This window comes from Halalkalibaculum sp. DA3122, from assembly GCF_043951865.1.
In the GTDB taxonomy this organism is placed as follows: domain Bacteria; phylum Bacteroidota; class Rhodothermia; order Balneolales; family Balneolaceae; genus JAMQKA01.
The window spans coordinates 137,853-162,122 of sequence record NZ_JBINJF010000008.1; the positions used below are offsets into that span (position 1 = coordinate 137,853).

The 24,270-nt window shown below is 52.3% G+C and carries 17 protein-coding genes; 9 read left to right on the forward strand and 8 right to left on the reverse strand.

Annotation, left to right across the window (positions count from 1 at the left end):
- Window positions 1–139 precede the first annotated feature (139 nt).
- The 4 genes from ACG2F4_RS07885 (at window position 140) to ACG2F4_RS07900 (ending at window position 7,097) form a co-directional block, all read left to right on the forward strand.
- Window positions 140–838 (forward strand): TetR/AcrR family transcriptional regulator, encoded by a 699-nt coding sequence (locus ACG2F4_RS07885; RefSeq protein ID WP_395259674.1) that lies wholly within the window; start codon window positions 140–142, stop codon window positions 836–838.
- A gap of 85 nt (window positions 839–923) precedes the next feature.
- Window positions 924–2,453: a TolC family protein gene (locus ACG2F4_RS07890; protein WP_395259675.1), complete on the forward strand. Its 1,530-nt coding sequence runs from the start codon at window positions 924–926 to the stop codon at window positions 2,451–2,453.
- Window positions 2,454–2,477: 24 nt separating this feature from the next.
- Complete coding sequence (locus tag ACG2F4_RS07895; protein ID WP_395259676.1) at window positions 2,478–3,572, forward strand: efflux RND transporter periplasmic adaptor subunit; 1,095 nt, start codon at window positions 2,478–2,480, stop codon at window positions 3,570–3,572.
- Between the two features lie 12 nt (window positions 3,573–3,584).
- A complete protein-coding gene (locus ACG2F4_RS07900) occupies window positions 3,585–7,097 on the forward strand; it encodes an efflux RND transporter permease subunit (protein WP_395259677.1) in 3,513 nt (1,170 codons plus the stop codon).
- Window positions 7,098–7,178: 81 nt separating this feature from the next.
- Here ACG2F4_RS07900 and bshA read toward each other — a convergent pair whose 3' ends face one another.
- Window positions 7,179–8,327 (reverse strand): N-acetyl-alpha-D-glucosaminyl L-malate synthase BshA, encoded by a 1,149-nt coding sequence (bshA, locus tag ACG2F4_RS07905; protein ID WP_395259678.1) that lies wholly within the window; start codon window positions 8,325–8,327, stop codon window positions 7,179–7,181.
- A 400-nt stretch (window positions 8,328–8,727) separates the two neighbouring features.
- On the opposite strand from bshA, the gene ACG2F4_RS07910 reads away from it, so the two are divergent.
- From ACG2F4_RS07910 to ACG2F4_RS07930, 5 genes are all read left to right on the forward strand, one after another.
- The gene (locus ACG2F4_RS07910) at window positions 8,728–9,489 is read left to right on the forward strand and encodes a YebC/PmpR family DNA-binding transcriptional regulator (RefSeq protein WP_395259679.1); all 762 of its coding nucleotides are present in this window, start codon (window positions 8,728–8,730) and stop codon (window positions 9,487–9,489) included.
- A 270-nt stretch (window positions 9,490–9,759) separates the two neighbouring features.
- Complete coding sequence (locus ACG2F4_RS07915; protein ID WP_395259680.1) at window positions 9,760–10,506, forward strand: tetratricopeptide repeat protein; 747 nt, start codon at window positions 9,760–9,762, stop codon at window positions 10,504–10,506.
- Window positions 10,490–12,274, forward strand: a complete 1,785-nt coding sequence (locus ACG2F4_RS07920; protein WP_395259681.1) for a BatD family protein — start codon at window positions 10,490–10,492, stop codon at window positions 12,272–12,274. The genes ACG2F4_RS07915 and ACG2F4_RS07920 overlap by 17 nt, the downstream gene beginning before the upstream one ends.
- Entirely contained in the window at window positions 12,275–13,075 is an 801-nt protein-coding gene (locus ACG2F4_RS07925) for a tetratricopeptide repeat protein (protein WP_395259682.1), read from the forward strand.
- Window positions 13,076–13,220: 145 nt separating this feature from the next.
- Window positions 13,221–14,591: a dipeptidase gene (locus tag ACG2F4_RS07930; RefSeq protein WP_395259699.1), complete on the forward strand. Its 1,371-nt coding sequence runs from the start codon at window positions 13,221–13,223 to the stop codon at window positions 14,589–14,591.
- A gap of 63 nt (window positions 14,592–14,654) precedes the next feature.
- Here the strand turns inward: ACG2F4_RS07930 and ACG2F4_RS07935 are convergent, their stop codons facing one another.
- The 7 genes from ACG2F4_RS07935 to sucB form a co-directional block, all read right to left on the reverse strand.
- Complete coding sequence (locus tag ACG2F4_RS07935; protein WP_395259683.1) at window positions 14,655–16,049, reverse strand: Gfo/Idh/MocA family oxidoreductase; 1,395 nt, start codon at window positions 16,047–16,049, stop codon at window positions 14,655–14,657.
- A gap of 278 nt (window positions 16,050–16,327) precedes the next feature.
- Window positions 16,328–17,869: a TolC family protein gene (locus tag ACG2F4_RS07940; RefSeq protein WP_395259684.1), complete on the reverse strand. Its 1,542-nt coding sequence runs from the start codon at window positions 17,867–17,869 to the stop codon at window positions 16,328–16,330.
- On the reverse strand, window positions 17,805–19,169 hold the full coding sequence (locus ACG2F4_RS07945) for an ABC transporter permease (RefSeq protein ID WP_395259685.1): 1,365 nt from the start codon (window positions 19,167–19,169) through the stop codon (window positions 17,805–17,807). The genes ACG2F4_RS07940 and ACG2F4_RS07945 overlap by 65 nt, the downstream gene beginning before the upstream one ends.
- 30 nt (window positions 19,170–19,199) lie before the next feature.
- A complete protein-coding gene (locus ACG2F4_RS07950) occupies window positions 19,200–20,585 on the reverse strand; it encodes an efflux RND transporter periplasmic adaptor subunit (protein WP_395259686.1) in 1,386 nt (461 codons plus the stop codon).
- Window positions 20,586–20,999: 414 nt separating this feature from the next.
- Window positions 21,000–21,425, reverse strand: a complete 426-nt coding sequence (panD, locus tag ACG2F4_RS07955; protein WP_395259687.1) for an aspartate 1-decarboxylase — start codon at window positions 21,423–21,425, stop codon at window positions 21,000–21,002.
- 11 nt (window positions 21,426–21,436) lie between these two features.
- On the reverse strand, window positions 21,437–22,285 hold the full coding sequence (panC, locus tag ACG2F4_RS07960) for a pantoate--beta-alanine ligase (RefSeq protein ID WP_395259688.1): 849 nt from the start codon (window positions 22,283–22,285) through the stop codon (window positions 21,437–21,439).
- A 73-nt stretch (window positions 22,286–22,358) separates the two neighbouring features.
- Entirely contained in the window at window positions 22,359–24,125 is a 1,767-nt protein-coding gene (sucB, locus tag ACG2F4_RS07965) for a 2-oxoglutarate dehydrogenase, E2 component, dihydrolipoamide succinyltransferase (protein WP_395259689.1), read from the reverse strand.
- Window positions 24,126–24,270: the final 145 nt, after the last annotated feature.

A 24,270-nucleotide genomic window follows, 5' to 3' on the forward strand; every position in this document is an offset into this window, starting at 1 on the left:
CATATTTCGCTACTCTACGACGACCAATATTAAGCGAATGTTAAATTCGGAAAATGTGCAACAAAAATGTTTGGTTTTCGTAACATCACAAATTAACTTTGGTCACTTATTGACCGAAAGTCATTTTAACCAATTTATCATGGGTACAGAAGAACGAAAAGCGAGAGAAAAAGAACGACGTCGAAACACCATAATCGATGCAGCTGAACAGGTGATTTTTTCGAAGGGGCTGGAGCAGGCCACGATGGAGGAGATCGCTGAAAAAGCGGAACTGAGCAAGGGAACGCTTTACCTGTATTTCAAAAACAAGAATGATCTCTATATCGCTATTTGCGAACGCGGGTCCAACCTGCTCAACAACCGCTTTTCCAAAATTATTACCAGCAACCACACCGGTATCGAGCTCATCCGGCTGATGGGCGAATCCTACCTCGATTTCGTCCGAACATATCCCAATTACTTCAACGCCTTCATGTATTATGAATCTATCAAGGACACCGAAGAGCTTGAAAACAGCGAAGCGGCCCAAACCTGTGAAGAAAACCGGCGCGAGGCGATGACCTACATGGTACGCGCCCTGCAGATAGGAATGCAGGATGGCACCGTCAACGATTCGTACGACCCAAAGGAGCTTGCGGTAGTTCTCTGGTCCTGCACCCGGGGCATCACCAGTACAAACCACATGCGGCAAACCGGCCACCATTTTAAAATGCTTGATGAGATGGAAATAGAGACCGGTTCACTGTTCGAAAACTTCCTGAACCTGGTGGGAAAGGGAATTGCAACAGAAAAGGGACAAAACATTAAAATGACTAACGGTCATTTTAATGAAACCTAGGTCCGGATGCTCCGTATAGAACCATCTTGTTGACGAACATTTAAACACAAATTCAAATCATATCCGACGACACGGTATGGCACACATGCCCATCAAATCAATAGATATTTCCCCGATGGAAAAACGGAACTTGTATAATATACTGCTTCCGCTGCTGGCGTTGCTGCTTGCCGGCGTCCTTTCGGCGTCGGCCCAGGACACCGCTTCCAACATCTCGGCAGAAGAGGTACGCGAACAGTCCAACCCCGTAACGCTTACCCAGGCGATCCAGATTGCGATGGCCAACAACAATGATATCAAAAGAGCACTCCTGAACCTGAAAACCGCCGATCAGCAAGTTCGTATTGCTTGGAGCGAAGTTTTGCCGGATGTCTCGAGTTCAGCTACCTACACACGGAATCTCGAGATTCCCGTCAACTTTGTACCGGCTCAGTTCTTTGACCCGAATGCCCCCGCCGACGAGCTGGTGCCGCTGCAGTTCGGTACCGATAATAACTGGCAGGGAGGGTTGTCGGTAAACCAGACCCTTTTCAGGGGAGAGGCCATCATCGGTATCAGCAGTTCAAAACTGTACAAGGCGGCCCAGGCCGAAAATCTGCGCGCCACCACCCAGCAGATCGTTACACAGACACGGCTGGCCTACTACAACGTGCTGGTTGCAGAAGAACAGCTTCGTCTTCAGCGGGAAACCGTAGAACGACTCAGGGAAAACCTGCGGGAAAACAGGTCGCGCCAGGAGGCCGGGCTTATCGACGAATACCAGGTTATGCAGGTTGAGGTTCAGCTGCGAAACCAGGAGCCACAGCTCACGCAAGCACGATACGCAGTTCAGCAGGCCTACCGCGAGCTCAATATCGTGCTGGGACTCCCGGTGGAGCTGGAATTGACGGTCCAGGGTGACCTGAGCCGTTTCAATATACTGGCCCGCGAGGTCACCGATTCCATCAACAGCAATATCAAGCAGGTAGACCAGATAACCCCGTATTCCTACGAAGAAAACAAGCAGCTGGTCGGTATTGCCACAGACATGCGGGGCGACATACGCATTCTCGACAAGCAAGAGGATCTAAAGCAGCGAGAGATCAAGGCGATACAGAGCCGATTTCTGCCATCGCTTTCCGCGAATTACAACCTTAACTGGTCGGCAGCCCAGGCCGGATCTCCCAACTTTTTTGGAACCGAAGACACGCGGGCACGGTCCCAGACCATCGCCCTGACCTTCAGCCTGCCGATATTCCAGGGATTTGAACGCAGTTCCAATCTTCAGATCGCAAAAATTGAACAGCGAGACCTGGAGCTGCAGCGCGAACAGACCATACGTTCCGCCAAAAACGAAATTCAATCGGCCCGCGAGGCCCTGAACCAGGCGATAGAAACAGCTCCCGCCCGTGAAGAAGCGCTGAACCAGGCCCGGGAGGGATACCAGCGGGCCCAGGCACGGCTTGAAAATGGGCTGGGATCGCAGCTCGACGTTATTGAAGCGGAATTTCAGCTGCGCCAGGCCGAGGTAAATTACGCGCAGATGGTATACAACTACCTTTCAGCAAAAGCCCGGTACGACCAGGCGATCGGCATGGTGCCCTTTGTAGATGAATCAAAACCGGAATTAGACTAAAATCAAAGCGATAACCAACAAATCATGGAAAATTCCATCTCAACATTCTTTGTATTCCTTTCAATGGCGGTACTGATCACCGCATGTTCGCAGGAAGAACAGGCTGTACCCCAGGACGAGCTGGTAAAATCGGTTAATGTGGAGACGCTTACGGTGGAACCCCAGCTCTTTCAACGCTTTCTCCGCCTGGTGGGCACGGTGGAGTCGGCCAATGACGTGCTTATCTCTTCGGAGGTGAGCGGCCGCATCGAACAGTATTTCGTGGAAAAGGGACGTAACGTTCAGCAGGGCGACCCGATTCTGAAGATCGACGATGCCAAACTTCAGCAGGAGAAAGCGCGGCTGGAGGCGCAGGTCGAACAGGCCAAAGAGCAGTATGATCGGCTCAGACGGGTCTTCGAGCAAGACAGTATAGGCTCCGAGATCGACCTTATCAATGCCCGTACAGCATACCAGCAGAGTCAGTCGACCCTGGAGTCGATCAAGGTGGATATCGAAAATACGACCGTGCGCGCCCCGTTTGATGCGATACTGGAAGAACGAATGCTCGAGGTCGGCGAAATGGCCAGCCCGGGTTCACCATTGGTCCGTTTAATCGGCGCCAAGAACTTAAAGATTGTTGCCGGGGTGCCTTCCCGCTACGCCGATGTGGTAAACACCGGGGACCAGGCACAAATATGGTTCGACTTTCAAAACACCGACACGCTGGAGCTGGACATCAATTACGTAGGCCAGAGTATCGATCCCCAGGCCCGCACCTTCCGGGTGGAGTTGTTCCTTCCGCGAAACTCGCAACACTACAAGGTTGATATGATCGCCAATGCACGCCTCAAAACATACGAGCAACAAAACGCTATCGTCATCGGTGAGGAATTTATCTACCAAAAGGAGGCCGGCAATGTGGTCTATACGGTCGCAGAAAACCGGCAGGGCGATACGATAGCCAGTGAACAGGTGGTCAGGCTGGGTCCCTCCTACCAAAACAGGGTAATTATCGAACAAGGGTTGGAGCCCGGTGATGAACTGATCACTGTGGGATCTTCATTCCTGCAGGACAGCATGCGGATCAATATAGTCGGCAGCACAAACAGCCAGGAATTTGCACAACGCAATCAGTAACGGAATTAACCAATGAGTGACAACAATAATAAAGACAACGGACTTGTAACCACGGACGGGCAGAAGCCGGTGGACAAACGGAAGGAATTCGGCATCACCTCCTTCTCCATCGACAACCGCATCAGCGTGCTGGTTATCATAGTGCTGGTGGCACTGTTTGGAATACAGTCGTACCTGTCGATACCCAAGGAGTCGGCCCCCGATATCACCATCCCGAATATTATGGTCATTACCACCTATCCCGGGGTATCCCCGGAGGATATGGAGAGCCTGATCACCCGCCCGCTGGAGGATGAGCTGGCCGGCATTTCTGACGTCAAGGAGATGACCTCGACCTCCGCGGAAGGATACTCAAACATCAACCTGGAGTTTGAAACCGATGTAGTCATCGAAGATGCGCTTCAGAAAGTTCGTGAAAAGGTGGACCTGGCCAAACCCGACCTGCCGGAGGCCGCCGAAGACCCCGTCATACAGGAGATCAACGCTTCCGAATTCCCCATTATGCAGGTCAATGTGTCGGGGCAATACGGGCTGGTGCAGTTGAAGGAGGTCGCAGAAAACCTGCAGGACCTGCTTGAAGCAGTGCCCTCCATACTGGAGGTAAACCTGGCGGGTGGACTGGAACGGGAAGTCAAGGTGGATGTAAACCTGCCCAAACTCAAATATTACGGGCTGACTTTCGGTGATCTTATTGCGGCCATCCAGCAGGAAAATGTGACGGTGCCCGGCGGCAATATCGATGTCGGCAATAAAAAATTCCTCCTCCGGGTGCCCGGGGAGTACGAAACGGTGCAGCCGATTGAAGATATAGTGATTGATGCGCCCGACGACAAGCCGATCTACATCCGGGATGTGGCCGAGGTCACATTTGGTTTCAAGGATCGCGAAACCTATGCCGAGCTGGACAACGACCCGGTCATCAGCCTCTCCATTGTAAAACGGAGCGGTACCAACATCCTGGAGACGGCCGCCCAGGTTAAAAGCATTCTCGATGAGGAGCTTCCCACGCTGCCGCCAACCACAAATTTTGAGATCACCTCCGACCAGAGCGAAAACATCAACATGATGGTCAGCAGCCTGGAGAACAACATCATCGCCGGGCTGCTGCTGGTGATTGGTGTGCTGCTGTTCTTCCTGGGCGTTCGCAACGCCTCGTTTGTGGGCATCGCCATTCCGTTGTCCATGTTCGTATCGTTCATTGTGATGAGCATGGTGGGCATCACAATGAACATGATTGTCCTTTTTTCCCTGATCCTGGCGCTGGGTATGCTGGTCGACAACGCCATAGTGGTGGTTGAAAACATCTACCGCTACCTGGAGGAGGGCTACGACAACATCCAGGCCGCTAAAAAGGGAACCGGCGAAGTGGCCCTGCCGATCATTTCCGGTACGATGACCACCCTCGCCGCCTTCCTTCCGCTTATTTTTTGGCCGGGCGTGACGGGTGAATTTATGTCGTACCTGCCGATTACCCTGATTATCACGCTGTCCAGCTCGCTGTTTGTGGCGCTTGTGATCAATCCGGTAATTTGTGCGCTCTACATGAAACTCGATTATGCCGACAACAGCAACCGCCCAAAAATGACGCGCAAGGGCCGCATTACCCTGAGCGTAATTTTCGGGCTTTTCCTGATTGGAGCCCTGCTCAACAACACCCTGACCTGGACCATGCTAATCGTGCTCGGTGCCATCCTCTGGATTACCAACCGCTACGTGCTCAATCCGGTGGGCAGATGGTGGCAGGCCGAGGGACTGCAGAAAGCACTCGTAAAATATGAACGTACCCTGCGTTGGGCGCTCAACCACGGGTGGACAGTGATCGCAATCTCCTTCTTCGTTTTGATATCCAGCTTCCTGATTTTCGGAGCGTTCAACAACGGGGTGGAATATTTCCCGGAGGGTATCCCGCCGCAGCGGGCCTATGTACAGGTGGAAGCCCCGGTGGGCACCAATGTGGAATTCACAAAGTCGGTTATTGACGAGCTGGAACGGAAAGTTCCGGACATCTCGAACAACCAGGACATACAAACCGTACTGAGCACCTCGGGGTCTGCCATTACCGCGGGTCCCATCAGCACCGGGGGCAACTCTTCACACCGTGGAACAATGGTGCTCAATTTCGTCGACTACCAGCGGCAGGAAGGCAGCGCATTCGAAGCGATCGAATATGCGCGCAGCAACTTTGCCGAGGGCATCGCCGGGGCCAATATCACGGTGGAAGAGGAGCAGCAGGGTCCACCCTCCGGTCCGCCGATCAACCTGGAGATTTCCGGGAAAGATATGGCTATCCTCGAAAAACTCTCGAACGACATTCTGCGGATTATCGAAAACGACCCGGTGTACAGCAAACTCGACGGACTGGAAACCGACCTGCCGGAAGCCCGCCCCGAGGTACGTATCAATGTAGACCGTGAAAAAGCTGCGGTATATGGACTTTCCACGCAGATGATCGGAAACACGATCCGCCAGGCGATCAATGGAGTGGAGGCCTCGCAATACCGCGATGGCAAAGATGAATATGATATTACCGTACGGCTGGCCGAACAGTTTCGGCAGGATATGAGTACCCTCCAGGACTTGACGGTGATGGAAGAAGGACGGCAGATTCCCCTCTCCAGCGTAGCAACGTGGGAGGTCACCGAAGGACTGGGCGGAATAAAACACAAAGAGCAGGAACGAATGATAACGGTGATGGCCGATGTCCGGTCCGACTATAATGCCAATGCGGTGCTCCAGGAGGTCCAGGAGGTGGTGGCCCCCTATCTTCAAAACGAGGTCCCCTCCGGATATGATTACGGATGGACGGGGCAGCAGGAGGATCAACAGGAGGCGGTGGACTTTCTCTCAATGGCGTTCCTGGTGGCACTTTTCCTGATCACGTTCATCCTGATCTCGCAGTTCAACTCCCTGTTCAAGCCGTTTATAGTCATGACCTCGGTACTAATGTCCACCTCCGGCGTTTTACTGGGACTGGTCGTCTTCCAGATGCCGTTTGTTATCGTTATGACCGGTATCGGCATCATATCACTGGCAGGCGTGGTTGTCAACAATGCGATCGTGCTGATCGACTATATCGATATACTCCGCACCCGCGACAAGATGGGCCTGTTCGAGGCCCTGGTAGAAGGCGGAAAAATCCGTTTCCGGCCGGTTATCCTCACGGCAATTACCACCACGCTGGGACTCGTTCCGCTGGCTATCGGCTTTAACCTGGACTTCATCACGCTGGTCAACAACCCGGCGCTCTTCTTCACCAATATCGGTGAATATCTCTACTGGGGCGGGCCCCAGGCGGCATGGTGGGCCCCGATGGCGATCGCCGTTATCGTGGGCTTGATCTTTGCCACCGCGCTGACGTTGATTCTGGTGCCGGTGCTCTACTACATGTTTGAAAACGGGCGGCGCAACGTAAATCGCTTCTTCTTCGACACGGCCAACCCCGGTTTGCTTATCGATCACGAGTTTGGAAACGGGAAGGGAGATCCGTCGGAACTTAAAGAGCCGGAAGTCGTTAAAAATACCTGATCCTTATCATCTCCCCCACAATCCCCGGGGTGCGGTCTGGCATAGGCCGGGCCGCACCCCTTTTTTATTTTTACAGGCAGGTTATGCTTCCGACTTCTCCAGCAGCTCCTCGCGAATGGACTGGTAGTATTCTTCGTACCGCGTGATAATGCCGGCCATCTCATATTTCTCAGCGCGTTTTCGCGCGTTTTTAGACAATTTTTTGTGAAGCTTTTTATCTCCCAGGATGTTAACTGCGTATTTTGCCATGCAGTCCACATCATCCAGGTCGCAGAGGTATCCGGTTTCCCCGTGAACGTTAACCTCCGGCAGTCCCCCAATATTGGAACTGATGACAGGCACACTGCAGCTCATCGCTTCAAGGGCCGCCAGGCCAAAGGTTTCCGACCCCGAGGGAATCAGAAACAGGTCGGCAATGGACAGGATCTCCTCCACGTTCTCCTGTTTCCCCAGGAAGCGAACTTCGTTGCAAATGCCGAGGTCGCGGCACCGGCGCTCCGCCTTTTGTCGATCGGGGCCGTCCCCGACCAGCAGCAGCTTTGCCTTGATGCCATTTTCAAGAATCCGGGCAAAAACGCTGACCACCTCGGGCACCCGTTTTACTTCCCGGAAGTTGGAGACGTGAACGATTACCTTTTCGTCATTGGGACAGATCGCCTTCTTGAAATGCAGTTTGTCCGATTTTTTAAACCGATCAAGATCAATGAAATTGGGAATTACCTTGATATCCTTGCGAATGTCGAACCGCCGGTAGGTCTCCTCTTTGAGATAGTTGGAGACCGCAGTGACGCCGTCACTCTGATTAATGGAAAAATCAACTACCTCTTTAAAGCTGGGATCACTTCCCACAATTGTAATGTCGGTGCCGTGGAGTGTTGTTATAATCGGAATATGCGCAGCTTTTTCACCCATAATCTGCTTGGCCAGAAAAGCGCTGGTCGCATGGGGAACCGCATAATGCACGTGAAGTACATCGATGTTTTCATATTCGATCAGACTCACCATCTGGTTGGCCAGGGCCAGGTCGTAGGGAGGAAATTCAAACAGGGGATAGGTCGTCAGGTTTACCTCGTGATATGAAATATTGGTGCTAAACGTATCCAGCCGGGCCGGTCGTGCATAACTTAAAATGTGTACGTTGTGATCTCGCTGAGCCAGCCCTTTTGCCAACTCGGTTGCTACTACTCCGCTCCCACCAAAGGTGGGATAGCAAACAATACCTATATTCATATTTGTTCCTTAATCAAATTGATGGTGAAATACGCTATTCAAACAGTCTCCTCTCGGTTGTGATTCCCGTTGAAGCGAAAAATTTATGACGGAACCCTCCTCTTTCGCTGCCGGATTCCCCTCCCGGAGACACCGCGCCGATTCATGAACAGCAGGTTGAACATACCTCAAAAAACCGGATACTCCCCAAAATACACTGAACCCGGGAAACCCGGCCGTGTTGGCAAAGGTTCGCTCATCATCATTCATTCCGGTAGTGTAACGCACCAGATCTTCAATATTTTGATATAATCTCAAATTAGCTGCAAAGGGTCTTAACTGTTATATTATACCTCTTTGCGAGAGTGCATAAAAATGGATTTATACGAATTTACAACATTGAATAAAAACAGTACCGGCTATGGCAGGTCATTCCAAATGGGCTAACATAAAGCATAAAAAAGCCAAAGAAGATAAAAAACGTGCCAAAATATTCAACAAGCACCTGCGGGAAATATCCGTGGCTGCACGCGAAGGGGGCGGCGATCCGGATATGAATCCCCGGCTGGACACCGCCATCAACAACGCCAAAAGCGACAACGTACCCAAGGACAATATCGAACGCGCCATCAAAAAGGGTACCGGGGAGCTGGATGAAGGCGAAGGGCGTTACGAAGATGCCACCTATGAGGGGTACGGACCCGGCGGTGTGGCCTACTTTATTGAAGTGACCACCAACAACTACAACCGCACCGTCGGCGAAATTCGACACATCTTTTCCAAGCACGGCGGCAACCTGGGTACCGACGGGTCGGTCGCATATATGTTCGACCAAAAAGGGATGATTCGCATCAAGGATGTAGGGTTTGACGAAGATGAATTTATGCTTGAAGCGATCGATGCCGGTGCCGAAGAGATCGAAAAAGATGACGAGTTCTATGCCGTCACCACCGCCCGGGAAGAGATGTACGAGGTTAACGACAAGCTGGAACAGGCGGGCTACGACATTGAATCGGCTGAATTGATCCGGATTCCCCAGACCGAGGTAAAGGTTGACGAAGATACCGCTGTTTCAAACTTCAAGCTGATCGAAAAATTTGAAGACAATGACGACGTATCCAACGTATTCACCAGCATGAAAATGGATGAGGAGACGCTGGCGATAGCGGAGGAGATGGAGTAATTGTTCGTTGTATCCGTTACATCATGCCGGTTCTCGCAATGACCATTAAATATAATCTGATTAACAGCCCCGATAACTTTACAGGGACCTTTGCAGAACCTGCTATTTTGTTGGGAGGGGGGGTACCATCGCCCTTGGTGACCTTTTAAACGGAAGCACAATCCCTCAGAACGAGGAAGTGAGAATTTTGCAAAGCCCTCTTACAGACTTGCAATTTTGTGAGTCGGAATTTCGTTAGGAAAACGAATTGAATCTTTAAAACGCAGTGTGATGAAGAACACGCTCTTACTTATCGTATCGGTCCTGTTCCTGGCCGGGGCCTCCCTGAACGATGCCCGAGAGGCCAATGAAGCCTACAACAACGGTAATTATGCAGAGGCCGAACAGCTGTATAAAAAAGCGATCGAAGCTGATCCCGAAAATGCCAAACTGTATTTTAACCTGGGGAATGCGCTTGCCAGCCAGGGAAAGCATGAAGAGGCCCTGCGCGTGTTTAAGCAGTACAAGACCATGACCGACGATCCCCGGCAGCAGGCTCTTGCCGACTACAACATCGGAAATATTTATACGGAGACCCAACAATGGGAGAAGGCACTCAATTCATTTAAGGATGCACTGCGGTATCGCGAAGCTGACGACGATGCCAAGCATAACTTTGAGCTGGCCAAACTCAAAAAAGAACAACAGGATCAACAACAGCAGAACCAGCAAAACAACCAGGATCAAAACCAGGACCAGCAAGATCAGCAAGATCAGCAGCAACAAAATCAGCAAAACCAGGACAATCAGAATCAAAATCAGCAGCAGGACCAGCAGCAAAATCAAAATCAGTCGCAACAAGACAGCCGGGGAGACCAGCAACAAAACCAGCAGCAACAGCAGCGACCCAACCAGATAAGCCAGGGACAGGCGGAAAAGATTCTGCAGGCCCTCGAACAGAAGGAGAAAGAACTGCTGAAAGAATTCAAGAAAAAGAAAACGGAGTCGAGCAATTCTGAAAATGAAAAAGACTGGTAGCCTATTTCTGGGGTCACTTTTATTTTTACTGCTGTTTCCTGGCTTGACAGGGCGGGCCGCTGCACAAGACCTGCAGGTTGAGGCGACCGTCTCGGAAACAACGATCTTCACCGGCGAACGCCTCACCCTTTCTGTCGAGATCTCCGGCAGTTTTAACAACGTATCCCGCCCCGTGCTGCCCGATTTCGACGGGTTTCGGCTTTTGAGCAATACCCCGTCCACCTCACGCAGCTTTTCCTATGTAAACGGCGAAACCAGCACCACCTACTCCTACCAGTACGCTCTTATCGCACAGGATGCGGGCGACTACCAAATTCCGTCGATCGCCATCGAAATTGACGGGACCGAATACCGCACCGACCCGATCTCCGTTTCCATTGTAGATCGCAACACTTCGGCCTCTGATCCGGCGGCTTCCTCCCGGCCCGATATATTCCTCCGGCTCGAGGTCTCTGATGAAACGCCGGTAACCGGTCAGCAGCTTATCACCGACGTCGTTCTCTTTTTTAAAAGCGGACTTGAGGTCAACTCATATCAACCGGTGCCCGGCTGGAAAGCAGAAGGATTTTGGAAAGAGGAACTGGAAAGCGGGCAGCGCCCCCGCGCCGAATCTGTCATTATTGACGGCGTGCGGTACCGCAAGGCCCGGCTGCTCCAGTTTTCGCTGTTCCCGACCAAAACGGGCGAACTGACCATCAGTCCCTATGAAATTGTGGTATCGGTTCGCTCCGCCTCCTCCCGGAGCGACCGGCTGGGAAGCATCTTTGGTGGATTTGGCACCAACCAACGGCGTGTCGAGCTTACGTCCGATCCCATTACCCTGCAGGTGGATCCGCTCCCGCCCATCGATGACGCCCATTATATCGGGGCGGTAGGCTCCTTTGATCTCAGCCGCACCATCAGCACGCGGGAGACCATGGTGGGGGAAACGATCGAAATTGAGACCCGCATCAGCGGAACCGGCAACATCCCCCTGATCAGCAAACCCGGTTACGAGCTGCCCGACGGACTCGAAATTTATGATCCCCGGGAAACAAGCTCCCTGAACCGTCGAAACGGACAGATCAGCGGAACCTCGACGTTCACCGACGTCGTCATTGCCCGCCGCCCCGGTACTTTTACGCTGCCCGCTGTTGACCTCGCCTATTACAGTCCCCGGCGCAACAGTTACGTCACCGAAACGCTTCCTGAAATTACGTTTACGATAAATAAAAATCCCAACGCAGTTGCCGCTTCAGCACAACAGCAGTCTTTTGATATCCAGCCGGTCACGGGACTTGCCAGCTGGACTGCTCCAGCCGACAACAGCGTTTCCCTGCTGGGAGCGTGGTGGTTCTGGGGCGGGCTTCTTTTTCCCGCCATTCTTTTGCTTTTGGCCTACCGCTGGAAGCAATACCAGGACAGGATGAGCAGCGATCAACATTTTGCCCGTTCCCAAAAAGCCCTTGACAAGGCACAAGAACGCCTGCAGGAGGTCATCACCCAGTCTGAGGAGGGCGATATAAAAGGGGCATACCATTCGCTCTACAAAGTGATTACTGGATTTATTGGCGACAGGCTTGGACTGCCTGAAGCGGGACTTTCCGATCAGGAATATGTTAAAAGGCTCGAGCAGAGCGATGTCAACCCGGAGCTTGTCAAAAACGTCAAGCTGCTGCTTGATAAATGTGCCAGCATCAGCTATGCTCCCGAAACCTCGCATGAGTATTTAAAATCGCACGTTGGACTGGCTGAAAAAATACTAAATAAATTGAAAAAGGATTTGTAAGTGAGCGGCACCAAACGAGCAAAAAGTACCGGAACGGGGTTCCTCCTGCTACTTCTGATCGTCATGGGTATCTCTGCGATCCCCGGCCGGGCACAGGTAAGTGCACAGGCTCAATTCGATGAAGCCAATGAATACCTCGATTCCGGGAATTACCGGCAGGCGCTTTCAATATACAAATCGATCCTCAGCAGCCAAGAGGTTTCCGGTCCCCTTTTCCTGAATATGGGTATCAGCTACGTTCAGCTGGACTCGCTGGGCATGGCCAAGTACTACTTTTTAAAAGCCCGGTCCTTTGAAGAGACCCACAATCGTGCTGAAGAAGGACTACAATATGTATCATCTCGCTTCAGCCGGCAGTCGGCGGTACTGCCCAAGCTGCCGTGGGAGCGTTTTTTCGACTGGCTGGGTTCCGTTACCGGCCCCGCCAGCCTGCTGGGTATCGGCATCCTCTTGTTGAATGCGGGCGTCTGTGCATTCATCGCCGGCTGGTTCTTTCCGTCTGCATCCAGACCGCTGCAGGGCGGTGGCATTGGCACGGCCATTCTTTCGGTACTGGTCATACTTTCCAGCTTTTACCTGCAGCATGTGCAAAACCGCTACAGTCCGGCGGTGATGGTCCACCAACAGGCCGACGTGCTTGAACAGCCGGCGCCCGACGCCACGCTGATCAGTCAGGCTTATGAAGGGTATACATTTACCGTTGACCACTCCCGCAGCCGGCAGCAACCCGGTTGGTCGTATGTCAGAATGAGCAACGGTCTTTACGGATGGATACCGAACAGTGAAATAATGATTTTGTGAATGCAGCAGATTATGGGGTGAAGAGTACATCTTAAAGAATTTTTGACAAGCTATAACCTGTAACATTCAATTTTCAACCTTTCAACCCGGATTAATCGATATTTTTTCAAGACGGTAACTTGAGATCAATAAAAACCCAATGAATATGGAAGATGTCCAGGCGTATATCGAATCCAATAAAGAGAATTTCAAAGCAGAGCTTTTTGAGCTGCTGCGCATTCCCAGTATCAGCACCAGTTCGGCCCACAGGCAGGAGGTACGGAAAGCAGCCAATTTTCTGTTTGAGCAGCTGGAATCGCTGAATCTCGACCAGGTCACCCTGTTTGAAACCGACGGAAACCCCATCGTTTACGGCGAGCTGACGACAAACCCTTCCAAACCGACCGTGCTCGTGTATGGTCACTACGATGTACAGCCCCCCGATCCTGAAGCGTTGTGGGAGACGCCCCCCTTTGAACCCACCGTTCGCAATGGCGATATCTACGCCCGCGGAGCCAGTGACGACAAGGGACAGTCGTTTACGCACCTGAAGGCGCTGGAGTCTTATATCCGTTCAGGCACCGATTTTCCGGTGAATATCAAGTTCATATACGAAGGGGAGGAGGAGATCGGGTCCCCCCACCTGGTGCCGTTTATCGAAGAACACCGGGAGCTGCTGGCCTGCGACATGGTGTTGATCTCCGACACGGCGATGTTTGCCGAAGATACACCCTCTATCACGTACGGGCTGCGCGGACTCACTTATATGGAAGTGGAAGTGACCGGTCCCAACCGCGACCTGCATTCGGGGGTCTATGGCGGAGCAGTGGAAAACCCGGCGATTGCACTCAGTAACATGATAGCCCAACTGATCGACGAAGAGGGACGTATCGCCATTCCCGGTTTCTATGATAATGTGAAACCCCTGACAGACAAAGAGCGGGAGGCGTACAAAAAGCTTCCATTTGACGAAAAGGAGTACAAAGAGGAACTCGGGCTGAAAGCACTGGATGGCGAAAAAGGCTACTCCACTCTGGAACGTGCCTCGGCGCGCCCCACACTCGACGTAAACGGCCTTTGGAGCGGCTACCAGGGAGAAGGCGCCAAAACGGTGCTGCCATCCAAAGCGGCAGCTAAAATCAGCATGCGGCTGGTACCGAACCAGGACCCGAAAGAGATCGCGCGGCTCTTCAACGATCACATCAAATCGATAGCGCCAGAAACAGTGACCGTGGAAGTGACCGAGCACCACGGGGGACATCCCTCGATTACGGATCTCTCGTTTTACGGTCTTAAAGCAGCTGCCAAAGCTTTTGAAGAGATCTATGCAAAAGAACCGCTTTTCACGCGCGAAGGCGGCTCCATTCCCATTGTAGCCGACTTCCAACGGGTACTGGGAGCCCAGTCCATTTTAATGGGCTTCGGCCTCAACAGCGATGCGATCCACTCCCCCAACGAAAAATTCGCACTGAAGGATTTTTACCGGGGCATCCAGACTTCAGCCAAATTTTTTGAAGTGCTGCCGGAGTACGGGTAACATTCCTGTTTTTATGTGCGACACACGCAGAAACGTGCGCCGCACATCCTTTTCAGCATCCTTTTACCCAATAATTTCGCGGTAGCCGGTGCGGAAATCGTTGCGCTGGTCGAGCCAGGTGTTGGCATCCTCCAGGTTGGGCACCTTCATGTTTTCGGAATCCCACTGCAGACGAAGGTCGCGGTCACTGAACCGGATAGCCATATTTCCGACCAGCATGGTCTCAGTCAGCCTGGCAGCGTAACCAAAATGGGAGGATGTGCTGCCGTTCCCCTTGCATGCGGCCACCCACTCTTCGTGGATCCCTGCCGCCCGGTCAACGGTCTGCTTAACCGAACCGACCTGGTTACCAAAAGATGCGGGGATAAACCGTGGATTATTGCCATAGACATCGGCCATCAGCATGCCCTCACTTCCGTAAAAAATCATTCCGCCCCCCGGGGAACCCAGTGGTTCTCCTTCCGCCAGTTCTGCCGGTCGTGGTGGTGTCAGTCCCCCGTCGTACCATGTCAAGTCAACGGGTGGAAGGTCACCCCGCGCCGGGAACTTGTAGTTAACCATCGATCCCAGAGGAAAGGCTTCACTGTTAAACGGTGTGGAGCTGGCGTGAACACTTTCCGGCATCCCGAGATTGAGCGCCCAGTATGGCTGGTCCAGGATGTGAGCGCCCATATCCCCCAGCGCTCCGGCACCGAAATCCCATCGTCCGCGCCACGCAAACGGGGCTATATTGGGATCATATGGTCGATAGGGGGAAGGGCCTACCCAGAGATCCCAGTGCATCGTATACGGCGTAACAACCGTTCCGGAGAGAGGCTGTACATCCGAGCCCTGGGGCCAATACCCACGGGGACGGTTAGTCCAGCAGTCCACTTTTTCCACGGTCCCGATCACTCCCTGGCGAATATAGTCGACAATCTGATAGGTCCCCTCAAAACAGTGCCCCTGGTTACCCATCTGGGTGACCACCCCGGTCTCTTCGGCCACTTCAGCCATCCGGCGGGCTTCATAGATCGTACGGGTCAACGGCTTTTGTACAAAAGCGTGTTTACCCAGCTTCATGGCATAGATGGCGATGGCCGCGTGCGTGTTGTCGGGGGTGGCCACCATCACGGCATCGATCTCCTGCTCCTTGTCAAGCATCTCACGGAAGTCGACATACTTCTTCGCCTTCGGATAGCTGTAAAGCGTTTCAGCGGCATACTCTTCATCCACATCACAAAGAGCATAAATATTCTCCCCCAGCTCACTCAACGAGCGGGTGTTACTGCCTCCCATTCCTCCCACACCGATACAGGCGATATTCAACCGGTCGCTGGGGGCCTTGTAACCCGGACCGCCCAACACATGCCTGGGAACAAAAAAGAAACCCGCGGCGGCCAGTGCCGAGCTGTTTAGAAAGTCTTTTCGTGAAATTGATGATTGGTTCTTTGAAGCGTTATTCTTGGTGTCTTTCATATAGTAGATCCCTGTTCGTTATTATACCCGAGTGTTAAATTTGATGATTTCTTAAATTAATGTCTTTAACAGGAATAGCAAGCCTAAAATAAAATTCCGTTTTATCAGGAAGATAGAGTGGCTGGAAGGATTAAATCGTAACAGACCTATGGACTGTGATCAGGTTCCAAAAGCTCCACTGGCTGTTTGGCACACGGGAGGACAAGCAACAAAGGCAGGGGGGCACCCCGGGTTACCTCGCCAAGAGATTTATTCAAAATATTCGTGATACCTGCAGGCTAATAGCTGGAATACCGGATAGGCTCTCCGTCCCGGAAGTCATACAGGGTAAGCTGACGCAGCTCATACCAGCCGGTCCAAAAATCGCGCAGGGCCCGAATATATTCCTGTCGCGCCGCGTCTTTCTCATTTTGGGCGATAAACAGGTTCGTAATATCGATTTTCCCGATCAGGTATCGATTTTGAGCGACATCATACCGCCGCTGGGCAATGGTATCGGACTGGGCGGCCAGCAGCACCTGGTCTTTAAGCTGCAAAAACTGGCTTACCGTATATTCCACCTGCTGGTTAAACTGGCGTCGCTGGAATTCAATGCTGTTGGCGACCTCCCGCTGCTGGTTGCGCGCCGCATTGATCTGTGCCTGCTGCTTGCCCCAGTTAAAAATGGGAATTTCAAATCCCACGGTAATAAACTGGCGGTTTTCAGGGTTTTGATACAGCTCCGAAAACTCCGCCGAGGTCTGGTTCAAGCCGTAATTTGCCTGCAAGGTCGCCGTAAAATTACTTTCACTCTTGGCCTGGGCGTAGTTCCTGTCGGCCTGCAGCTCATTCAAACGGTAGCTGAGCGCTTCGCTGTTATTTTCAATCGCCATCTGCTTTGCCTCCTCTACACTGATATCCAGCTCCGGAAGTTCTTCCGGGGGCGTCACATTCAGTTCAACAGAGGTCGGGTACCCCAAAATTATCTTAAAGTCATTGAGACTTCGTTCATACTCCAGGCGCGAGCGTGTCAATTCAGCCTCGGCGTTCCGAAGGGCCAGTTCACTTTGCAGCAGCTCATTCTCGGCAATGCTTCCCACATTATACCGGCCTTGCGAAATCTGGTAGATCGAATCATTCCGGGCGACGTTAAATTCCGCATTCTCCAAGTTGATCTGGGCCAGCATAACATCGAAAAAGCGCTGAGAGACCGTTACTGCCAGCCCCTCCATATTCTCGATATATTCCTTTTGGGCAATCTCGTACTGCAGGGGTTCAAGACGGGTGCGCCATCTGAGATTGTTAAAGCCGAAAATGGGCTGCTGGAACCCTACCACCAACGGCGTGCTCTGCCACAGGTAGGTATTTTCATCTTCAAAAATTCCAAGCCGGGTAACACCGGAGGAGACCGACAGGCGGCCGCCGGTCTGCAAAATATTCTGGTTTATGGAGATCGATGTAGATGCCTCCGACTGCCGACGAGATGAAAAGGTGACCGACCCATCATCCAGCACATTGGAAAATATGCTTTTATTAAAATTGGGAGCATCTCCGCTGATCGACAAGCCGGGAAGGAGGTCTGCCCGGTACGATTGAAACTCCCACCGGCTCGCGGAAAGCGCGTAGCGGGCTGCCTGGGCCACCGGGCTCTGCTCCCGGGCAATGTCGATACAGTCCTGCAGGGAGAGAGTTCCAACCTCCTGGGCCGACTGCGCCCGGGCAACTCCTGAAGACAGTGTTAACAGTGCTGCTAGTAGCGTGAATTTCCTGATCATCTTATTCATGTCGTAAGGCGTGTACTGGATCCTGTTCTGCTGCTCGTTTGGCCGGGAAAAAGCCAAAGATAACCCCGATCGCCATCGCCACTCCAAAGGAGATGAGAATGGAACTCAGGGAAACGATCGTCAAAATACCGGCTGTTATCTCAATCAGGTAGCTGAAAGCAATACCCAGAAAAATGCCGATCAGTCCACCGGTGATGCTAATCGCAAGCGCCTCGGTCAAAAACTGGAGATGGATATCCCGCTTGTGGGCCCCCACGGCGCGGCGGACGCCAATTTCCCGGTAGCGTTCGACCACCGAGGCCAGCATAATATTCATGATGCCGATACCTCCCACGATCAGTGAAATGGAGGCGATTGAAGAGAGTACGATATTAAAAATTTCCTGCGTTCGCCGTTCCTGTTTCAGCAGAAGTTCAGGTACGATCACCTCAAAATCGATCACGTTGTTGTGGCGCCGCTCCAGCATATTGCGGATAATTTCGGCGATGGGAACGCTGTAGCGGGTATCGCTGACCTGGACAATCAGCTTGTCGATCTGGTGGTAATTGTTCACGGTGGATTCGCCGCCCGGGGAGCCGGATCCATCCTGGTTGCTGCTGTTTTCATTTCGTTCTGCAGCAGCCTGCTGAATCTCCTGGCCGGTAACCAGCGACCTGTTTTTATACCGCAGCAGTGCCGAGGTGACCGGCACGAAAATATCGAGATTGTAATTGCGGATACCCAGGTTTTGAATACTTTCGGTCGTCAGCTCGCGCTTGCCCAGCACGCCCACAACCGTAAGCCATACATTCCCTGCTTTAATTCTCTGGCCCACCGGATCTTCGCCGGCAAAAAACCGGGTTTGTACATCCGAACCGATAATACAGACCGGTTCGGAATTATCGATATGCATATTCGAAAATTTACCTCCCTGGACAATCTCAAAATTATTGATATCGAAATAGTTTTTGTTGACGCCCACCAGTTTGCCCGAACGCATCCGGCCGTTACGAATAAAAGAGGTCTCATAAATTATTTCCGGGCTGACATATGCCACCTGGGGAATAATCTCTTTAATGCTCTGCATGTCGGCAAGCGTAAGCCCCGGCGAATATTTGTTTTGTTCTTCCCGGAGAGAGGCCTCCTGCGATACTTCTCCCTCGAGCTGTTGTACCACGGGCTCAATAATTACGTTGTTGGTCCCCAACAGTTTCATCTGGCTCAGCACCTCTTCCTGCGCGCCGCGCCCGATGGCCAGCATGGCGATAACTGAGGCTACGCCAAAAATGATACCGAGCGATGTCAGAAAGGACCGCATCTTGTTTTGGCGAATCGCGTCGAGGGCGATGTCCAGGTTGTATAAGATAATCTGTAACACAGTCAGGCTCCTTCGTTAAATGAATAGTCTCTACTGCGATCCGCTTCTGCCGCCGGGTTGCGGCCCCTCGGCGGGGTCCTCCCGGTTTAACAATTCTTCCGAGATACTCTCCTCTTCAGGTGCCGGCTGGATCTCTTCTTCCCTGTATTTTTGCAACACTTCTTCCGGCAGGTGTACCCGGGCAATGCCCGCCGTATCAGCCGGTGTTGAAAGGTAGAGCTGGTCACCCATTGAAACCCCTTCCCTGATCACCACGTCGTTATCATTCATCAGACCGAGAATGACCTGTTGCATCGTCACATCCAGGCCGTCGCGCTTAAACACGTAATTCAGCGAATCGACCGTGTGGATCGTTTCCAGCGGTACATACAGGGCGTTGGGCAGCGTATTTACGTAGATGGTGTTGCTGGTAGTCATTGAGGGACGGAGCGTGGTATCGGGTTCATTCACCTCGATGATGACCTGGAAAACCTTGGAATCTGAATTCGGCCGCTGCTCCCCGATGTTAGCCACACTGGTGACAAAACCGGTCAGCTCTTTCTCGGGCATGGCATCCAGTCCAATGTCCACTTCCTGTCCCGTGCGGATACTTTGGATATCCACCTCATTGACGTAGGTAACAGAGTTCATTACGCTGAAATCGGGCAATTCCGCAACGGTGGGGTCCCAGGCGCTGATGGAACTCCCCTCGGTCACCTTGCTTCCGTCGCGATTGCGTTTGTAGATAACCATCCCGTTTTCGGGGGCATAGATCGTAAATCGCTCCATAATTTCCCGGATCCGCTGCACCTCTCGACGCTCCTGCTTCAGGTTGGCCTCAATTTCACGCAGCCGGGCGATCTCCTGCTGTTCCCTCGTTTTGTAATTTTTGCGGGCCTGTTCCAGTTGACGCCTGGCCCGCTCATATTCTATTTCAACCTGGCGCTGCACGGCGGGCGATTCATACTTGGACTGCTCTACCGCTATTTCCGCCTCTTCCAGGGCGTATTCCAGGTTGATCAGGTTGTCGCGCGCCTCCGAAAGCGTCAGCGAGCTGTCCAGCTGTGCAATTTCATACGCCGACTCCTCTTCTTCCAGCTCCAGCAGCTGGTCCTGGTAGTTACTGGAAATCTCGGACCGATCCAGTTCCGCAACAAAATCGCCCTTCTCCACGACGGTTCCCTCGGGTACGAGGCGCTGTATCGGCACGTTGTAGATCCTGAACTCGCGGATCCCCTCCGGTCCCCGAATGCTGGTCGAATTTTTAGCCCTGAGTTCACCCGAAGTTGTCACTTTAACTTCAAATGTTCCCTGATTCGGGGAGGCGTAGATGGCCGGGGCCTCGCTGGACTCACTTCCCAGCGCCATCCAAAAAATGAACAGTAACGCCAGTCCCCCGCCCCAGTAAATATATTTTTTGTCCTTTAGAAAATTCATAATGTAATTACCACGATTTGGATTGTCCTGGTGCCTGCCACCTCTGCATGTCCGGATTCGACCGAACCGGGTCACATGGGGCATCTTCGACATGCACGTGTAAAGCCGGTCTCTCTGCACGTATCATTTTTCGTACGATCCGTTTACCTTGGAAACCCGAAATGGTCAATGACAAAACACCAGTGGATAATACAGATAAAGTTGGTGCCAAAACTGTATCAAACCTGAACTAATTTTGAAGATCTTTCTTCTCTCTTTACCACCCGACAATATACAGCGGCGGCTTGATGGTGTACACTAAGCTAACGGAAAGCGCAGAATAATTAGTCTTTTGACAAAATAAAAGAGGACTTTGTAAAACTGTTGCTCAGCCCGAAACTCCACCGGAAAACAGAACACCTGGGCGGTGCGGTTCTATTTCTCGTTAACCGTATTATCTATGACGCCCTTCTCAAGATCATAGCTGGTGGCATATTCGGTTTCATCAACGATGGTCTTCGGCTCGTTCTGCTCGTCAACCACGACCACTTTGGGTTTGTGCTCCCGGGCTTCTTCCGGCGTCATTTCTGCATAGGCGATAACAATAATCCGGTCTCCGACCTGCGTGAGGCGGGCGGCAGCGCCGTTTAGGCAGCAGGTTCGCGACCCCCGCTCTCCCGGTATGGTGTAGGTCTCCAGCCGGTTCCCGTTGGTAATATTCAGGACCTGTACCTTCTCGTAGGGCAGAATGCCGGCTTTTTCAAGCAGTTCCTGGTCTATGGTTATACTGCCCTCGTAATGAAGATTGGATTCGGTAACCTTCATCTGGTGGAGCTTGGATTTAAACATCGTCAGTTTCATGTTGGGAGATCCTATAATTCAATAATCAGATTATCAATCAATCGCGTTTTGCCCAGGTAAACGGCTCCGGCCACAATGTATTTTTGCTGCTTTTCCAGTGTTTCAACAGGAGTCATCTCCTCAAAGGTAAACACATTAAAATAATCAATTTCGAACCCTTTTGCTTCAAGCTCGCTTTTCTGGTGCTCAATGAGCAGCTTCGGTGCAGATACCCCGTCGCTGATCTGTTTTTCGACATACCGGAGTGACCTAAACAAGGCAGGAGCTTTCAATCGTTCTTCTTCACTGAGGTAGGCGTTGCGGCTGCTGAGTGCCAGTCCGTCGTTCGCCCGCTTGATCGGTCCCATCACCATCTCCACGCCGTGATTCATCTCCATCACCATGCGCTGCAGTATGCGGAACTGCTGGATATCTTTCTGCCCAAAAACCGCCAGGTCCGGTTCAATAATATTGAAAAGTTTATTTACAACCAGCAGTATCCCTTCATAAAACCCGGGACGGGATCGCCCATCCATGTGATCCTTCAGCAGATCCACCTCTATGCGTATGTATTGCTTGTCGGTATACATGATCTCGTCGGTGGGCGCAAATACCGCATCGACGCCCTCGCGCTCGCAGATTTCCAGATCATCTCCCAGCTGGCGGGGATACTCCTCAAAATCTTCGTCGGGTCCGAACTGTTCCGGGTTAACATAGATCGACACCACCACGGCATCGGCTTTCTGCCGGGCCAGCCGGATAAGGGACAGGTGGCCTTCATGGAGAGCTCCCATGGTAGGGACAAAGCCCACGGTTTTTCCCTCCCGCTGAAGGCTGCCAGCTACTTCCCGGATCTCTTCAATACGCGTTATTGCTTCCATAGAAGACAAAAAAAGCAGGGGTTTACCTGGAATAAACCCCTGTATTCATTCACAACATTTAAATTAAGGATTCCTACACTGCGCGGTCGGTATCAAAGTTTTCGAGCAGTTCCTTAACCCGATTCAGGAAGGCTCCGCCGTGCGCCCCGTCAATGATACGGTGATCGTAGCTCATGGAAAGATACATCATGTGGCGGATGGCGATCACATCGCCACCGTCGGTCTCCATAACCACCGGTCGTTTTTCAATGACCCCCGTCCCCACAATAGCTACCTGTGGCTGGTTGATGATCGGCGTTCCCATCAGGTTGCCCACGCTGCCATAGTTTGTCAGCGTAATAGTGCCGCCCACCAGGTCACTGGGATTCAGGTTTTTAGTACGCGCTTTTTCCGCAAGTTCGCTGACCTCCTTGGCCAGCCCCACCAGGTTCTTGTCTTGTGCCTGTTTAATAACCGGAACAATGAGCCCTCCCTTTCCCCCTTCACCGAGAGCCACCGCGATACCGAAATTGATATCCCGTTTCAGGAGAATCTGGTCATTGTCGGTATCCACAGAGCTGTTGATGAGCGGAAACTCGCGTATCGCCTGGATAAACGCCTCCAGGAACAGCGGCGTAAACGTCAGCTTGATCCCCGCCCGTTCATAAAACTCCTCCTTGTTGGCCTCGCGCCATCGAACCAGGTTGGTGACATCCGCTTCCGCAAACGTCGTCACATGAGCCGAAGTCTGCTTTGAACGCACCATGTGCTCGGCAATGGTTTTGCGCATCCGGTCCATCTTGAGAATTTCCACATTCTGGGAGGGGCGCTGCACGTTCAGTTCGCCCGCCGAAATCGATTGCTCCTGGCCGGCTGACTTCGGCTTTGTGAGGCTGGGTTTCTGCTCTTGAGCGTCGGCCTGGGCCGGCTCCGTTTTACCGGCCTTGCGGTCTTCCAGGAACGATAAAATATCCTCCTTGGAAACACGCCCGCCCTGGCCGGATCCCTCGATACTTTCAAGCTCTTCCTGGGTGATGCCCTCCTCCCTGGCGATGGAACGAACCAGCGGCGAATAAAAACGACCGTCACTGCCGATGCGCTGCGGTTCCGTTCCCTCAGTAACGGCACCATTTGCGGTAGCTGCGGCCGACGGCTTTTCCTGCTCTTCATCCGGGGATGTTTCGGCAGGCGGAGCCGGTTCCGTCTTTTCGGAGGAGGCCGCGCCTTCTCCGGTAGCGATAATGGCGATCGTTTGTCCCACTTCTACCGTATCGCCCTCTTCAGCCAATATTTCCACAAGCGTGCCGGCATGGGGGGAGGGGATCTCCGTATCCACCTTGTCAGTGGCAATTTCGAGCAGGGGTTCATCCACCTCTACCGTATCGCCCACACTTTTGGCCCACTCGATAACCGTTCCCTCCATGACCGATTCGCCCATCTGGGGCATCACCACCTCCAGCCTCTCGCCTTCATCCTCGTCAACCTCGGCAGCAGGAGCAGAAGTGGTCTCTTCCGATTCCTCCTGGTCTTCCTCCGGCTGGTCGGCTACCGCCTCTGCCTCTTCGGGAGATTCCTCCGTTTCTGCCTGGCCGTTTCCACTGATATCTTTCGCAGCCTCCTTGTCGGTTTCTATCACGGCAATCACCTGTCCCACTTCGATGGTATCGCCCTCTTCGGCCAGAATTTCTACAATAATACCCGATTTGGGAGAGGGGATCTCCGTATCCACCTTGTCAGTAGCGATTTCAAGGAGCGTTTCATCTTCCTCAATTTCATCTCCTATGTTTTTGGCCCATTCAATGACGGTGCCTTCCATTACCGATTCGCCCATTTGGGGCATCTCAACTTCTACTCTGGCCATGCTGCTTCCGGATTATGTCAGTTAAATTTTAAGCAATAAAATATCATTAAAATTGTGCAGAAAATCAGTAGGCAAAGATGGTAATTAATGAAATGAGTTCAAAATGAGACTCCGGAGTAACAAGCGGAAAAAAAGAACGGTTTTG

Coding starts and splice junctions, on each gene's coding strand:
- ACG2F4_RS07885 (WP_395259674.1), top strand. CDS start 140: ATGGGTACAGAAGAACGAAAAGCGAGAGAAAAAGAACGACGTCGAAAC.
- ACG2F4_RS07890 (WP_395259675.1), top strand. CDS start 924: ATGCCCATCAAATCAATAGATATTTCCCCGATGGAAAAACGGAACTTG.
- ACG2F4_RS07895 (WP_395259676.1), top strand. CDS start 2,478: ATGGAAAATTCCATCTCAACATTCTTTGTATTCCTTTCAATGGCGGTA.
- ACG2F4_RS07900 (WP_395259677.1), top strand. CDS start 3,585: ATGAGTGACAACAATAATAAAGACAACGGACTTGTAACCACGGACGGG.
- bshA (WP_395259678.1), bottom strand. CDS start 8,327: ATGAATATAGGTATTGTTTGCTATCCCACCTTTGGTGGGAGCGGAGTA.
- ACG2F4_RS07910 (WP_395259679.1), top strand. CDS start 8,728: ATGGCAGGTCATTCCAAATGGGCTAACATAAAGCATAAAAAAGCCAAA.
- ACG2F4_RS07915 (WP_395259680.1), top strand. CDS start 9,760: ATGAAGAACACGCTCTTACTTATCGTATCGGTCCTGTTCCTGGCCGGG.
- ACG2F4_RS07920 (WP_395259681.1), top strand. CDS start 10,490: ATGAAAAAGACTGGTAGCCTATTTCTGGGGTCACTTTTATTTTTACTG.
- ACG2F4_RS07930 (WP_395259699.1), top strand. CDS start 13,221: ATGGAAGATGTCCAGGCGTATATCGAATCCAATAAAGAGAATTTCAAA.
- ACG2F4_RS07935 (WP_395259683.1), bottom strand. CDS start 16,049: ATGAAAGACACCAAGAATAACGCTTCAAAGAACCAATCATCAATTTCA.
- ACG2F4_RS07950 (WP_395259686.1), bottom strand. CDS start 20,585: ATGAATTTTCTAAAGGACAAAAAATATATTTACTGGGGCGGGGGACTG.
- panD (WP_395259687.1), bottom strand. CDS start 21,425: ATGAAACTGACGATGTTTAAATCCAAGCTCCACCAGATGAAGGTTACC.
- panC (WP_395259688.1), bottom strand. CDS start 22,285: ATGGAAGCAATAACGCGTATTGAAGAGATCCGGGAAGTAGCTGGCAGC.
- sucB (WP_395259689.1), bottom strand. CDS start 24,125: ATGGCCAGAGTAGAAGTTGAGATGCCCCAAATGGGCGAATCGGTAATG.